Annotated in this window: 15 protein-coding genes; 14 read left to right on the forward strand and 1 reads right to left on the reverse strand. The window is 29.0% G+C overall.

Annotation, left to right across the window (positions count from 1 at the left end; all coding sequences use genetic code 11):
• The 11 genes from rpmA to ACO409_RS04605 form a co-directional block, all read left to right on the forward strand.
• The coding region (rpmA, locus tag ACO409_RS04555) for a 50S ribosomal protein L27 (protein ID WP_485555255.1) at positions 1-290 on the forward strand (290 nt) is incomplete at its 5' end.
• A 112-nt stretch (positions 291-402) separates the two neighbouring features.
• Entirely contained in the window at positions 403-3,540 is a 3,138-nt protein-coding gene (polA, locus tag ACO409_RS04560; RefSeq protein ID WP_485555257.1) for a DNA polymerase I, read from the forward strand.
• A gap of 121 nt (positions 3,541-3,661) precedes the next feature.
• Entirely contained in the window at positions 3,662-4,897 is a 1,236-nt protein-coding gene (locus tag ACO409_RS04565; protein WP_485555259.1) for an ammonium transporter, read from the forward strand.
• Between the two features lie 15 nt (positions 4,898-4,912).
• Complete coding sequence (locus ACO409_RS04570; protein WP_485555261.1) at positions 4,913-5,251, forward strand: P-II family nitrogen regulator; 339 nt, start codon at positions 4,913-4,915, stop codon at positions 5,249-5,251.
• Between the two features lie 158 nt (positions 5,252-5,409).
• Positions 5,410-6,123: an AzlC family ABC transporter permease gene (locus ACO409_RS04575; RefSeq protein WP_485555263.1), complete on the forward strand. Its 714-nt coding sequence runs from the start codon at positions 5,410-5,412 to the stop codon at positions 6,121-6,123.
• Positions 6,116-6,439, forward strand: a complete 324-nt coding sequence (locus tag ACO409_RS04580; RefSeq protein WP_485555265.1) for an AzlD domain-containing protein — start codon at positions 6,116-6,118, stop codon at positions 6,437-6,439. The genes ACO409_RS04575 and ACO409_RS04580 overlap by 8 nt, the downstream gene beginning before the upstream one ends.
• A 219-nt stretch (positions 6,440-6,658) precedes the next feature.
• Positions 6,659-7,396 (forward strand): amino acid ABC transporter permease, encoded by a 738-nt coding sequence (locus ACO409_RS04585; RefSeq protein WP_485555267.1) that lies wholly within the window; start codon positions 6,659-6,661, stop codon positions 7,394-7,396.
• A gap of 64 nt (positions 7,397-7,460) precedes the next feature.
• Positions 7,461-8,189, forward strand: a complete 729-nt coding sequence (locus ACO409_RS04590; RefSeq protein WP_485555303.1) for an amino acid ABC transporter ATP-binding protein — start codon at positions 7,461-7,463, stop codon at positions 8,187-8,189.
• A gap of 114 nt (positions 8,190-8,303) precedes the next feature.
• Positions 8,304-9,062 (forward strand): basic amino acid ABC transporter substrate-binding protein, encoded by a 759-nt coding sequence (locus ACO409_RS04595; protein WP_485555269.1) that lies wholly within the window; start codon positions 8,304-8,306, stop codon positions 9,060-9,062.
• A 172-nt stretch (positions 9,063-9,234) separates the two neighbouring features.
• Positions 9,235-9,978 (forward strand): basic amino acid ABC transporter substrate-binding protein, encoded by a 744-nt coding sequence (locus ACO409_RS04600; protein ID WP_485555271.1) that lies wholly within the window; start codon positions 9,235-9,237, stop codon positions 9,976-9,978.
• Positions 9,979-10,275: 297 nt separating this feature from the next.
• Complete coding sequence (locus ACO409_RS04605; protein ID WP_485555273.1) at positions 10,276-11,052, forward strand: OmpA family protein; 777 nt, start codon at positions 10,276-10,278, stop codon at positions 11,050-11,052.
• Positions 11,053-11,125: 73 nt separating this feature from the next.
• On the opposite strand, the gene ytvI is transcribed toward ACO409_RS04605, so the two are convergent.
• A complete protein-coding gene (ytvI, locus tag ACO409_RS04610; protein WP_485555274.1) occupies positions 11,126-12,259 on the reverse strand; it encodes a sporulation integral membrane protein YtvI in 1,134 nt (377 codons plus the stop codon).
• 340 nt (positions 12,260-12,599) lie between these two features.
• Between ytvI and serA the strand changes: the two genes are divergently transcribed.
• The 3 genes from serA to thrB are packed head-to-tail and all read left to right on the forward strand — an operon-like array spanning position 12,600 to position 15,819.
• Positions 12,600-14,192, forward strand: coding sequence for a phosphoglycerate dehydrogenase (gene serA, locus ACO409_RS04615; RefSeq protein WP_485555276.1), 1,593 nt, complete (start codon positions 12,600-12,602; stop codon positions 14,190-14,192).
• A 27-nt stretch (positions 14,193-14,219) separates the two neighbouring features.
• Complete coding sequence (locus ACO409_RS04620; RefSeq protein WP_485555278.1) at positions 14,220-14,894, forward strand: hypothetical protein; 675 nt, start codon at positions 14,220-14,222, stop codon at positions 14,892-14,894.
• Positions 14,895-14,925: 31 nt separating this feature from the next.
• Positions 14,926-15,819 (forward strand): homoserine kinase, encoded by an 894-nt coding sequence (thrB, locus tag ACO409_RS04625; RefSeq protein WP_485555280.1) that lies wholly within the window; start codon positions 14,926-14,928, stop codon positions 15,817-15,819.
• Positions 15,820-15,911 lie beyond the last annotated feature (92 nt).

Consider the following 15,911-nt stretch of genomic DNA (forward strand, 5'->3'; position numbering starts at 1 on the left):
TATTAAAATTAAACTTACAGTTATTTGCCTCAAAAAAAGGACAAGGATCAACTAGAAATGGTAGAGATTCTAACCCTAAATATTTAGGAATAAAAAAATATGATGGAGAAGCTGTAAAAGCTGGAAACATCATCGTAAGACAAAGAGGAAGTAAATTTTATGCTGGAACTAATGCAAAATTAGGAAAAGATTATACTTTATTTGCATTAACTGACGGATATGTAAAATTTGAAAAATTTGGAAATGGTAAAAAAAGAGTAAGCATTTATCCTGAAAGAGCAGAAGCATAATAAAATAAAAAATAGTATATTTTTAAAATACTGTCTTAGAAATAGGATGGTATTTTTTTATCATATTGAAAATTAAAAAACAAAAATGGAAAAAGAAAAGAGGACAGTTAAGTTGAAAAGAGCAGTTATATTGGATACGAGTGCAATTATGTATAGAAGCCATTTTGCACTGATGGGAATGAGAAATAGCAGCGGAATGTCTACTGGAGCTACATTTGGGTTTATTAATACTCTGGAAAGTGTAATTAGAGAGTTTAGACCTGATTATCTGGTGGCTTGCTTGGATGTGAAAAGGGATGAGTTGGAGAGAACTGAAGAATTAGAGACTTATAAGGCACATAGGGAAAGTATGCCAGAAGAGCTTGTTATGCAAATTGATACTATTATGAAAGTTTTGGATGGATATCGAATACCGAAATATAGGAAGGCTGGACAGGAAGCAGATGATGTTATCGCCACTTTTGCCACTAGATTTTCTAATGATGCCGATGAACAAATTGAGGTTTTTATAATAACTGGAGATAAGGATTTGGCACAGCTTGTAGATGGGAAAATTAATATTGCCTTGCTTGGAAAAGGAGATAAAAATTCTGCATTTAAGCATATAAAGACTGATGAAGATGTAGTTGAATATTTGGGAGTTACACCTAATAAGATTCCAGATCTTTTTGGGCTTATGGGAGATAAGTCAGATGGGATTCCAGGAGTTGCTGGAATTGGACCTAAAAATGGAGTAAAACTTATTACGGCTTATGGAAATCTGGAAGGAATTTATGATAATATTGATGAAATAAAGGGAAAACAGAAGGAAAAACTGCTAAATGATATGGAAAATGCCTTTTTGAGTCGAGAACTTGCTACTGTGAAAAGAGAACTTGATGTTGAATACGATAAAAATAAACTAAAATTTGAGGAAAAAGATTTTGATAGTCTTTTAAAGCTTTATGAGGAACTGGATTTTAAGAGATTTTCTAAAGCTGTGGAAGAAGAAAAGAAAAATTTTTTACAAAGTGGAAATAATAGGGAACTTACAGAAGAAGAAAAGTTAGTTTTAGAAAAAAATAAAAAAATTACTGAAGAAAAATTGGAAAAAGAGAGAATTGAAAAGGAAAAAATTGAAAAAAAAGAATTGGAGTATGATAAGGAAAATCCAATTTTTAATGGGATTTCTCATTATTATGAGCATGTAGATTATAAATATAATTCAGAAATAGATAAAAAAATAGATGAAATTCAAGTTTTGAAAGAAAAATTAGGAGAAGAGTACGAAACTCAGAAAAAAAAAGCAGAGGAAGCTGCATTAGAAAACCAGCAAAATGAAAAAACTAAAAAGGTTAAAGAGGAAAAGATTTATTTTGAAAAAAATTATGGTAAAATTGTGAGCTGGAATGACGCTTATTCTGTGATTGAAAAAATGAATAAAAAAATTGCAATTTTTGAAAATATGCTTGGATTTTCCATTTGTGATGAAAAAATGAATATCGTACTTTTAAATAGTGAACTTCAGGATATTTTGCAAAATAGTAATAAAAAATTAGAATCAGGGGTACAGATTAATTTGTTTACTTTAGGTAATAATACTAAGGAAAAAATAGATAATGAAAAAAATATTGAAAATATTTATAAATTATTGAGTGAAAAAGAAATTATTGCCTATAATGTGAAAGAATATATGAAAAACGGAGAAAGTGAGTATTTTGGATATTCTGTTGGTGGGAAAGCTTATGGAGTGAACAATAATAGATTTGGGATAAGATGTGCTAAGTATTTTGATATTTTGCTGGCAAGATATGTGCTAGGAACAGAAAGTTTACAGGAAATTGAAGAAATAATTCTGGATGAGTTTGGTGTGGAAATAGCTACTTTTGGGGAAAAATTTAAGAAAGAACGTAGAAAGAAAGACTTTAGTGGCGTTTCAGATGACGTAATTTGTGAATTTTTATCAAAGAGAACGTTTTTTATCTATAAACTTGAAACAATTTTAAGAAATAAGTTGCAAAATGAGCAGCTTTTGAATATATTTGATGAGCTAGAAAGTAAATTAATACCAGTATTGGCACAAATGGAAGAAACTGGGATAAAAATTGATAAAAAGTATTTTAGTGAATTTCAAGGAGAGCTTGAAAAAAAGATAAATATGCTTAAAAATGAAATTTATGAACTTGGTGGCGGAGAATTTAATATTGATTCGCCACAGCAGCTTGGGGAAGTTTTATTTGAAAAATTACAGATTCCATCAGGGAAAAAGACAAAAACTGGATATTCTACAAATGTGGAAGTTTTGGAAATGATTGCTAACAATGGAGAATTGACAGAAGATAAGCGAATGATTGGAAAGAAATTGCTGGAATATAGAGCTTATAAGAAATTATTGTCGACTTATATTGAACCAATACCAAAGCTGGCGGATAAAGAGGACAGGATTCATACAACTTTCAATCAAAATGGAACATCTACTGGACGTCTTTCTTCAGCAAATCCAAATTTACAAAATATTCCTGTAAGAACAGATGATGGAATTAGGATTCGTACAGGTTTTGTGGCAAAAAAAGGGTATAGCCTAATTTCATTTGATTATTCACAAATTGAATTAAGAGTTTTGGCAGAGTTGTCAAAAGATAGGCATTTAGTAAAGGCTTATCAGGATAATCAAGATTTGCATAGTTTGACAGCTAGAAAAATATTTTTTAAAACAGAGGAAGATGAAATTTCCAGAAATGAAAGAAGTATTGCAAAAGTAATTAATTTTAGTATTCTTTATGGAAAAACGCCATTTGGACTTTCAAAGGAGTTAGGAATTACAGTTCAAGAAGCTTCTCAATATATTAGGACATATTTTGAGGAATATCCAAGAATTAGGAAATTTTTGGATGTTGTGACAGAAACAGCTAAACTACACGGATTTGTGGAAACTTTTTATGGAACAAGAAGATATATTAGCGGAATTAATGCAAAAAATAAAAATGTTCAGGCACAAGCTGTTAGAATGGCAGTAAATACAGTTGTTCAGGGTACAGCAGCAAATATTATAAAAAAAGTTATGATTGAACTATTTGATAAATTTAAAAATGATGAAAATATAAAAATGCTGATTCAAGTTCATGATGAACTAATTTTTGAGGTTCGTGATGAATTTGCGAAGGAATATATGGAAAAAATTAGACAAATTATGGAGAATACAGTAAAATTTAAAAAAGTTCCATTAAAAGCAAATGGTACTTTAGCTAAAAATTGGGGATCATTAAAATAAAAATAAGTTTTATATATGAAAGGTATATATACAATATATTTGACTAATTTTTAAAAAATTGCTAGAATAGGTTATTAAAGGACACAGGATGTCGAAAAATTAAAATATAGGAGGTATCAGTATGGATACAGCAAGTGTAGTTTTTATTTTATTTTCATCAGCATTAGTGCTTTTTATGACGCCGGGACTGGCATTCTTTTACGGAGGTCTGGGTCGAAGAAAAAATGTCATTAATACGATGATGATGGTTATTCTTCCAATTGCTATTGCAGTTGTGATGTGGTTTTTAGTAGGTTATTCCCTAGCATTTTCTGGAAATGGAAAATTTATAGGAAATTTTGAAAATATTTTATTCCGTGGAGTAAGTGAAACAGCAAGCACAAAAGGATATAAAATTCCAGATGCAGTTTTTGCATTATTTCAAATGATGTTTTCAATAATTACAGTAAGTATTGCAACAGGTGCTGTGACTGGGAGAATAAAGTTTGCACCGTTTTTAGTTTTTGCTCCAATTTGGCTAATATTTGTTTATTATCCTTTGGCTCACATGGTCTGGGGTGGAGGACTTCTTGCAAAAATGGGAGCATTAGATTTTGCTGGGGGAGATGTCGTTCACATTTCATCAGGAGTGTCTGGACTTGTTTTAGCTACAATTATCGGAAAGAGAAGAGAATTTACAAGAACCGAGTATCGTCCGCATAATGTGCCTTTTGTACTGCTTGGAACAGGAATTTTGGCATTTGGATGGTTAGGATTTAATGCAGGTTCTGCTTTAGCGATAAATAGTACTGCAATTCATGCGTTTATCACGACAATGCTATCACTTGCAGCAGCAATGTGTTCTTGGATAATTATAGAAAAATTGAATAACGGAACTCCAACATTAGTTGGGACTTCAACTGGTTTAGTTGCAGGACTTGTAGCAATTACACCTGGAGCAGGCTATGTCTCATACGGGTCATCAATTTTAATAGGATTATTAGTAAGCCCAGTTTGTTATTTTTCAATTTCTAGTTTAAAACATAAACTTCAATATGATGATGCACTAGATGCTTTCGGCTGTCATGGTGTAGGCGGAATTTTTGGAGGAATCGCTATGGCATTTTTTACAATGCCAAACTTGACACCTGAAACTGGAAATTTTGGACTTCTTTATGGAGGAACACACTTATTTGGTGCAACAATTATTGCCATACTGATAACGGCTGCTTGGGCTGGGATTTTTACATTTATAATAATAAAAATTATTGGAGTGTTTATGCCAATTAGAGCTTCAGATAGAGAAGAAGCTGTTGGAATGGATGACAGTGAACACAAGGAAACTGCATATCCAACATTTATGGGACTAGATTCTTAATTTAAGGAGAAAATCATGAAAAAATTAGAAGTAATAATTCGTTCTGATAAACTGGAAGATTTAAAAGATGCATTAACAAAAGCTAAAATTAGAGGAATGACAGTAAGTCAGGTTTTAGGACATGGAAATCAAAAAGGTTATACAGAAAGTTTTCGTGGACAAAAAATTACGCCGACATTACTTGCAAAATTAAAAATAGAAATAGTGACACAGGATGATAATGTTGAAAAGCTAGTAGATATTATAATAGATGCCGTTTATACAGGAGAAGTTGGAGATGGGAAAATATTTATTTTTCCAATAGACGATGTAATTAGAATCAGAACGAGAGAAAGAGGAAAAGACGCATTATAGCATGAAATAGAGGAGTTAGCTCAAGTATGAACTAACTTCTTTTTTTTCTTTAGTTTTTTAAAAGACGGAAGATAAACAAAAGGCTATTAAAAATCATAGCTTTTGAGTTCAGTTTTAGATTAGTTTTACTATAAAAAATAAAAATAGAAAGAGGGAAAATGAGTAATTTAGAAAAATATTTAAAAGGGATAAAATCTGGAATTGGTATGGGAATAGCTTATATTCCATTTGGACTGACAGTTGGGCTAATTGCTAAAAATAATGGGATGCATACGATTGTTACGGCAGCAATGTCATTTGGGATTTATGCGGGCGGCTCAGAAGCAATGCTTTTAAAAATGGTATATGAACAGCATTCTACAGCAATAGAAGTTATAGTTTCAGTATTTATGATTAATCTAAGATATTTGCTTTTGAATTTACTAATTTTTAGGCAATTAAAAAGTGGAACAAAATTATTTGAAAAAATATTAGTTGGAGCGGGGCTTACTGATGAGACAATAACTTATGCTGTTATACAGGAAGAGAAATCGCCTTGGTATATTATTGGATTAAATACAATTCCTTATTTATGCTATGCTAGCAGCTCTGTACTTGGGTCACTTTTTGGAAATATGATACCAGAAACATTTCGAGCAAGTTTAAGTTTTATTTTGTATTCAATATATTTTAGCTTATTAGTAATGTCATTACAAAAACTGCCAAAATTTTTTGAAGTTGTACTTTACGTAATTTTAGCAAAATTGGCATTTATGTATTTGCCTTTCCTAAATATTATAAGTAGCGGCTGGGCAATGATTTTAATTATGATAGGTTCAAGTTTGATATATGCAGTAAGACATAGAAAGGATGAGGCAAAAGAAAATGAATAATTTAGAAGTTTTTAAAGTAATAGTCATTTCAGCATTGGTAACGGTATCTTTAAGATTGTTGCCATTGTTTGTGAAAATTCCAAAAAACCCGATAATGAATAAATTTTTTGAGGCATTGCCGTACTCGGTATTAGCACTTATGGTATTTCCAGATATTTTTACTTCAGGTGGAACAAGTCTTTATGACATTGTGAAAATATTGATTGGAATGGGTATTGTTACTTTTCTGTCGTTAAAAAAATTTGGGCTTGGAGTTATTGTTTTTGTGTCACTTGTTATAATATTTTTATTTGATTTATTAAAAATTTATCTGTAAAAAATTTGATTAATAAATTTATAATTTTTTAGGAACTTCTAAGTAATCTAAATGATGCTTTGGATAATTAGACTATTATTTTTTTAAGATCAGGATATTGTATAAAATAATTTTTTTTTGAAATTTTTTATTGAAAAACAAATAAATATTAGGTATAATAATATTATAATAATTCAAATATAAGGAGGATATGAACAAAAATTAAAGTTCATAAAGAATATGGAAGATTTAGAAAAAACTAGAAAAATAATAAAAACAACATTTTTCGTAGCAGTAGTTGTGATTACAGTGCTTCTTGTGTTTCCTCATGATATGAAGCCTAAAGAATGGGAAATCTATGCAAGCAGCTATTTTGTGACTACGCTTGGGCTTACAGTTGTAGGTGCAGCTATTGGGATATTATTTGGAATGTTTTTAGCATTTTTGAAATTCCAAAAAACTGGAAATGAAGTTTTTAACATGATAAAAGATGCAATTATTGACGAATATGTCGATATAATGCGTGGAACTCCAATGATATTACAATTATTGACACTTTCCTATGTAATAGTAATTTTCAATAATTACTGGGTAGCGGCTATTGCTCTGGGCCTTAATAGTGCAGCTTATGTTGAAGAAACAATCCGTTCAGGAATTGAAAGTATTGACAAAGGTCAGATGGAGGCTGCAAGAGCTACAGGAATGCCTTATAAAATGGCAATGAATGAAATTATAATGCCGCAAGCTGTAAAAAATATTTTACCTGCTCTTGTGAATGAATTTATAAATTTGTTTAAAGAAACTTCTATTGTAGGATATATCAGCGTTATGGATGTTACAATGAACAGTAAAAGTTTGCAGGCTGTTTATTATAGTATAAAACCTATGTTACTTACAGGTATAGTTTACTATGTAAGTGTAAAATTATTCTCGTTTATCGGGAAACGATTGGAGATGAAATTAAAGGAAAATGATTAGTTTTAATAAAAAATGCAGAGAACCAGAAGGAATTGATGGAGCTAATGGCAAAGCAAGTAAAGAAATGATAAAAATAAAGGATTTAAAGAAAAAATACGGAAATTTAGAAGTTCTGAAGGGAATTAGCACAGTAATAAAAGAAGGAGAGGTAATTTCCATCATTGGACCATCTGGCAGTGGGAAATCAACTTTTTTACGTTGTATAAATAGGCTTGAAGAGCCAACTTCTGGAGAAATTATAATAAATAATAAAAATATTTTGGAACGTGGAGTGGACATAAATAAAATTAGAGAGGAAATTGGAATGGTGTTTCAGCACTTTAATCTATATCCACATAAAACAGTACTAGAAAATATTACATTAGGTCCAATTAGGCTAAAAAAAATATCAAAAGCAGAAGCTGAAAAATTAGCAATGGAGCTGCTTGAAAAAGTAGGGCTTGCTGATAAAAGAGATGCCTATCCCAATAAATTATCTGGTGGTCAAAAACAAAGGGTAGCGATAGCAAGAGCATTAGCTATGAATCCAAAAATAATTTTGTTTGATGAGCCAACTTCAGCACTTGATCCTGAAATGATAGGAGAAGTTTTGGAAGTTATGAGAGAACTTGCACATGCAGGAATGACAATGATAGTGGTAACACATGAAATGGGATTTGCTAAAAATGTAGCCAATAGAATATTTTTTATGGATGGAGGATATATCCTCGAAGATGCAAAGCCTGTTGATTTATTTGAAAATCCAAAAACAGAAAGAGCAAGGGAATTTTTAGACAAAGTATTAAATCATTAATTAATAATCTTAATACTATTTCTCATTATCAAAGGACAGATTTTTTATCATAAAATAAATAAAATTTATATTTTTTAATGGGTTTAGTATTAAATAATAGAAGGGTAATAGAATATGAAAAAAATATTAATAATAATTACAGTAGTAATTTTTGGAATTTTATCTTGTGGAAGTAAGAATAGTGTTAATGATAAAGAAGTAAAGAAACTTGTGGTAGGAACAGATGGAGTATTTCCTCCGTTTGGATACATTAAAAATGGAGAACTTGTCGGTTTTGATATTGATTTGATAAAACAAATTGGGAAGGATTTGGGGTATGAAATTGAAATGAAAGTACAGCCCTTTGATTCTCTTATTCCAGCATTAAAAGCAGGAAAGCTAGATGCAATTATTTCTGGAATGAGTGCAACTGAAGAACGTAAAAAATCAGTTGATTTTACAGATGAATATTACAAGTCAACACAAATGTTTCTTAAAAAGAAGGGAAATAATCAACTTACTTCAAAGGAAAGTCTGGCTGGGAAAAAAATTGGAGTTCAGTTAGGAACAATTCAAGAATTGGAAGCTAGAAAAATAAAAAATGCAAATGTTGTGACAAATGATGCAACTATTAATTTGATACTGGATTTAAAAAATGGGAAAACAGATGCAGTAATTTTGGAAAATATTGTTGCAAAGGAATTCATCAAAAAAAATCCTGACATAGAAGTTTTTTATGAAGAAAAATTACCTTATGGTATGGCAATTGCTTTTGACAAAGGGAAACATACAGAAATTATCAAAAAAATAAATGCTGAATTGAAAAAGTTAAAAGAAAATGGAAAATATGATGAATTAGTTAAAAAATATGGTTTGGAAACTAAAAAAAATTAGAAAATTAAAACAATGAATTAAGGAATTTAAAATAGAAGATAGAATTATTTGAAAACTTTTGATTCATAAAATTAAATTTAATTATGATAAAGTTTTTTTGAATAAATTCAATTTATAGTCAGTAATTTATTGAATGTAAAATTATTAAAAAATAGAAAGTGAGGAAAAAAATATGAAAAAAATATTTTTAGTATTGACATTGTTAATTTTCGGAGTTATGTCGTGTGGAAAAAAGGATAATGGAGAAAAAAAATTGAGAGTTGGGTTAAATGCAGTTTTTGCTCCATTTGAATATGTTGAAAATGGGAAAATAACAGGATTTGATGTCGATATGATAAATGAAATTGGGAAAAATCTTGGATATAAAATTGAGATTATAGATCAGTCGTTTGATGGACTTATTCCATCGTTAAAAGCAGGAAAAATTGATATTATTGTATCTGGGATGAGTTCAACTGAACAAAGAAAAAAATCAGTTGATTTTACAAATGATTATTTTGTATCTAAAGAAACATATTTAAGAAAAAAAGGTAATAAATCAGTAACTCCAAACAGTTTAAGCGGTAAAAAAATTGGAGTTCAATTAGGAACAATTCAAGAATTGGAAGCAAGAACTATTAAAGGAGCTACAGTTGTTCCAAATGAAAGCACTGTAAATATAATTTTAGATTTAAAGGCAGGAAAAATTGATGCAATTATTTTGGAAAATGCAGTTGCTACTGAATATATGAAAAAAAATCCAGAAATGGAAATTTTTGATGAAAAACCTGCTTCAATTGGAATGGCAATGGCTGTTGATAAAGGAAAAAATCCAGAATTGATAAAACAAATAAATGCTGAATTGAAAAAAATGAAAGAAAATGGAAAATATGATGAATTAATTAAAAAATATGGTTTGGAAAATAGTCAAAAATAAGATATTTATACTAAATTTCATTTAAAAAACAGAAATTATATTTTTATATTAGACTTATTCGAAAACTTAATATTCTTTGTTTTTAACAAAGGTTTTTCGTATCTTTAAAATAATAATTATTTTGTTATATTTTTAAATTATATAGTTATCGGATAAGTCTATTATTTAATAATAGAGTTTTATTAAAAATTTTATAATCAAAATTTACTATTCAATGGGAAATAGTGGAATAAAATTATAATGAGGTTAATATTTAAATGAAAAGTAGTATTAAAAAAGGAGAAGGAGGAATAAATTATGAAAAAACCAACATTAGTTGCAGTTTCCTCAATGGTAGCAATGGCAGTGCCTTTAGTGTCTGAAAAAATAACTACTTCTGAGATGCGAAAGGATATAATTCGTCCAAATATTGCAGATATACAACGGGATGCAAAAGATATTCCTACATTGGATACACCAAATCCTGAAAAAACAACGTCAAAAGCATTTGCATCAAAAGATGATCCAGATTTAATAACAGTTGAATTGAATCAAAATGGGACTGGAACAAGACTTGTCAATAATACTTCATCGTCTAAAAACTCTAAAAGCGAACAAAAAAAACCTGGAAATCTATCAGAATCTGTACAAACTGCAGTTCAGCCAGAAAATTCAGAAACTTTTAATATTCAGAAAGAGCCAATAAAAAATCCAGAAAGAGTGAAAATGTCAAGTTCGGAAATTATATCTTTAAGTTCAGATGAGTTAAATTTTTATAAAAATAGTATTAATTTGAAAAAAGAAGCTTATCCTTTATTGAATGATATAAAGGAGTATATTGAAAAAAATGACTTTCTTGTATCAATTATTGGATATACTGATAAAAGTGGTATGTCTTCATATAATAAACGTTTGTCACTGAGAAGAGCTGAAGTAGTCAGTTCAAAACTAATAGAATTAGGACTTTCAAAAGATAGAATTGTTGGGATAATAGGACGTGGAGAAAACAATCCTTCTGAAAATAATGACACAGATAAGGGAAAAGAAAAAAATCGTCGAGTTGAATTTAGATTTGTAAAAAAAGGACAAGTGTAAAAACTATGTCCTTTTTTATTTAATAATAAATATAATTTTTATTTTTCCAATAGAGTTTAATATTCAGTGCAGATTACTGAATAGATTTATTTTTGGAGTTTTTATTGTCAGAGGTATCACCAAAAATATCTCTAAAAAATCCAACTTCCAATTCTTTTGAAAATACATTTTTTAGAATAATCATCACTATAGGACCAATTAGAAAACCTATTACTCCAAAAATTTTAAATCCTGAATACATTGAAATCAGAGTAATTAAAGGATGGACACCTAGATTTTGACTTACTAATTTTGGTTCCAACATTTGTCTTACGGATAGAACAAATAGGTAAATTATTATTAATGCAATTCCTAGTTTTATGTCGGACAATGCAAAAGAGATTACTGCCCACGGAATTAATATTGTTCCTGCTCCTAAAATTGGAAGAGCATCAATTATACAAATTATGATGGACATTAATAATGGGTAAGGCACATTAAATTTAAAAAATGATAATAAATGCAACCATATTAAAAGCTCAAAAAAACAAATTGTCATTAAAATAATTTGTGCTTTGATATAGGAACCAAGTACTGTAAACATATCTGTTTTTATATTATAGACTTTATCTAGCCATGATTTTGGAAGCTGGTGTTCTAAAAAAGACACAATTTCATCTTTATCAAGGCTAATAAAAAAAGTTGCTAAAATTGTAATACATATATATAGGATAACAGTAGGGATTGATGTAATAAAATTAATTAGTCCTCTAATAAACATTCCAATTCTTGCAGAACCTGTGGAAATAAAGCCATTTATAGTTTCATTTATCTGTTTTGTAAAACCTGATGGAAAATTTCCTAAATAAGCGTAAATTTTTTCTATACCGTCAGTCCAAAGTTTTTGTGTCATTTTGCTATAGTTATTAAGATTTTGAGACAATTTGTAAATTTCACTTATTAGTTTTAGTGAGCCCCAGCTAATAATTCCAAAAAATATAAGTAAAAATGATATTATAGAAATAATTGTCGAAAGTTTTTTTGAAAAATTTAACTTTTTTTGTAAAAATCGAGTAAATGGTCGTGTCAGTAATGAAAAAAATAAAGCTATTGTAAATGGAAATAAAAACATTCCCAATTTGAATACTAAAAATACGACTATTAAAATTAAAGCAATATACACGATAAAATATAATTTTTTAAAGTCAAAATTTTTGTAATTTGCCATATTGAATTGCTCCTTTTTTTGTTTTATATTTAGATTATAGTAAAATTAATTTAAAACAAAACTTAAAATTAATATTAATTTTTTATTCTAAATAATAGATTAAAAAAATTTTTTAGCATCAAAAAGTATAATGAAATATAATTTATTTTTTTTGGATAAAGTTTAATATTAGTTTTAAATCAGTCTTACTATAAAATAATTTGGATATATTATATAATAAATATGGTAAATTGTAAATCAATAATTTTGGAATGTATGGAGTAAAATGAGTATATATTGAAATGTATCTTGATTTATGATAAGATATTACATATAAAATTGCAAATTATGAGGAGGAAATATGTATAAAGTTTTAGTTGGTGAATATATTGATGATGAAGCAGTTGCTGGACTGCAAAAAGCCAGAGATGTAAAAGTTGATGTAAAAGTTGGAATTTCACGTGAAGAAATTTTGGAAATAATACATGAATATGATGCCTTGATTGTGAGAAGTGTTATAAAAGTGGATAAAGAACTGCTAGACAAAGCTAAAAATCTAAAAATAGTGGGACGTGCTGGAAATGGAACGGATAATATCAATATTCCCGAAGCAACTGCACACGGTGTAATTGTAGCAAATACTCCAGACAGCAATACAGTTTCAGCTTGTGAAATTGCTATTGGACTTATGATTGCTTCTTCCAGAAATATTGTTGCAGCAAATAATTTTATAAAAAGTGGGAAATGGGAAAGAGAAAAATTCGTAGGAAATGAATTATTTGAAAAAACATTAGGAATTATCGGACTTGGAAGAATTGGTGGATTAGTTGCTACTAGAATGAAAGCATTTGGAATGAAACTAGTTGCTTATGATCCATACATTTCAGATGAAAGATTTAAGAGATATACCTGCGAAAAGGCTAAAACGCTAGATGAATTAATGGAAAAGGCAGATGTAATAACTATTCATACTCCTAAAACAAAAGAAACTGTGGATATGATAAATGCTGAAAACCTTCACAAGTTAAAAGATGGTGTAAGACTTGTAAATGCAGCACGTGGAGGACTTTTTAATGAAGAAGCTGTGGCAGAAGGATTAAAAAGTGGAAAAATCGCAAGTTTTGGATATGATGTGCATGCTGTTGAACCACGTTCAGAATGTGTTTTATATGAATTTGATAATGTAGTTACAACTCCACACATTGGAGCAACAACTTATGAAGCACAGCGAAATGTTGGAACTCAGGTTGTAAAGCAGGTATTGAATGGACTTCGTGGAGAAATAGTTGAAACAGCTGTGAATTTGCCTGCAATTGGAAGAGAAGAATTTTTAATTGTAAAACCATTTATAAATTTGGCTGAAAAGCTAGGAAAAATTTATTTTCAAATTGAAAAAACTCCAATTACAAATGTTGTGCTTAATTATTATGGAGAAATTGCTGGACAAGAAACAGCAATCGTGGATTCAACAGCAATAAAAGGAATTTTGGAACCAGTTTTGAAAGAGGAAGTTAATTACATTAATTCAAAGCCGCTTGCTGAAAAAAGAGGGATTAATATTTCGGTAAATAAAAAAGATCATAAATACAAAAATTATTCTTCAGCAATAGAATTTGTAATAACAAATGAAGATGGTAAAAAAATCTATGTTGTCGGAACAATTGGAATGAATAATGAAGAAAGAATTATAAGTATAAAAAATCATGATGTAGATATGGCAATTTCTCATAATATGATTTATTTGGGAAATGAAGATGTGCCAGGAGTTATTGGAGCTGTGGGAGCAACTTTAGGAAAAGAAAATATAAATATTGCCACAATGAATGTTGGTAGACGTGAAAACAGTGCAATTATGCTTTTAACAGTAGACAGTGAAGTTGGTAGAAGAGCATTAAAGGCATTAAGAGGATTGAGTCAAATAAAATGGGCTCATTACTTGGATTTGACAATATAGTATTTTTTGAAAGTTGATAATTAACAAATGGATGTAAGTAAGTATTTGAAGGAATTGAAAAAATTAATAAAGAAGGTAGATTTTTTAAATTATTTGAAAATAATTTTTTTGACAGTATCAATAGTGTTGTCTAAAAATAATTTATTTTTTATAACAAATGCAGGTTTAATATTTTCTATTTTAAATTCTTTTGTAAAAAAAGAAAATGATAAATTTGGAAATAAATTTGTTTTTGATTTTGAAATTTTTATTTTCCAAAGCATTACTTTATTTTATTTGAATAGACAGACATTATTAATGGGAATAAAATTATTCGACATTGAATATTTTTCAAAAGTTATACTAAATGCAAGATATTTAAACGGAGAACTTCTGTTTTTTATACTATTTGGTCTGCCATATATATTTATAAGAAAAAAGAGCAAGGCATACAAGTATTATATTTGTATAATAGTTTTATATTTCTGTTTATTTGAAGATATATTTCATACAGGATTTTCATTATTAGGAATAAATTATTGGATAGGTTTATTATTTATTTTTGTAAATATAATATTTTTACCTACATTTATTGATTTTGTAATTATTTCATTAGCTGTGTTGTATTTTATGAAAGATAATAAAAATTATAAAGTTATGTATTTATTATTAATATTTTGTTGTATTTTTAGATTGAGCCTTGCTGCAAGGCTATTCTTATAAAAATTATGATGATAAAAAGAAAGGAATAAAGATGGGTTTAAAATTTAAGGTAAAAGTGCCGGGGACATCGGCTAATATTGGTGTAGGTTATGATTGTTTAGGAGTTGCACTAGATTATTTTTTGGAACTCGAAGTAGAAGAAAGTGATAAAATTGAATTTTTAGAAAATGGAAAGCCATTTTCAATTCCAATTGAGGATAATTTAATTTTTGAAGCGATAAAATATACTGAAAAGCATTTGGTAAAAAATATTCCAAGCTATAAAGTAAACATTGTAAGAAACGATATTCCAATTTCACGTGGACTTGGGAGCAGCTCATCAGCTATCGTTGCTGGAATTTTGATTGCAAACAAATTTGCGGGAGATGTGCTGGATATTAACGAAGTAGCAAAACTTGCTGTGGAAATGGAAGGACACCCTGACAATGTAGTACCCGCGATTTTCGGAGGAATGGTACTTACTGCTCATGATAAGGAAAACCTTGTTTACAGTTCATTAATAAATTCAGACGATTTATGTTTCTACGTAATGATTCCAGATTTTAAATTATCAACAGAAAAAGCAAGAAGCGTCTTGCCAAAAATGTACCTAGTTTCTGATGCAATAAACAACATCTCAAAACTAGGATTACTTGTAAATGCTTTTAACAAAGGAGAATACGACAACTTACGTTTTCTTTTAGGTGACAAAATCCACCAGCCTTACAGATTTGCATTAATAAACAATTCAGAAAAAATCTTTGAAGCATCTAAAAAACACGGTGCGTTGGGAGAATATATAAGCGGTGCAGGTCCTACATTGATTTCCTTGAATTACGACAATGATGAATTTTTGGAAAATATGAAAAAAGAACTTGCAGAATTGTCGGATAACTGGATTATTGAGAAGAAGAAGATTAATTTGAAGGGTGCGGAGGTTTATTAGAAACTATACAAACTTAGAATTTAATAAAATAAATATCCTAAGCTGTTAATTTTTCTTTGTTATTAGAAAATAGTATAAATTAATTCAAGGAG

The sequence above is a fragment of the Leptotrichia sp. genome (assembly GCF_057270615.1).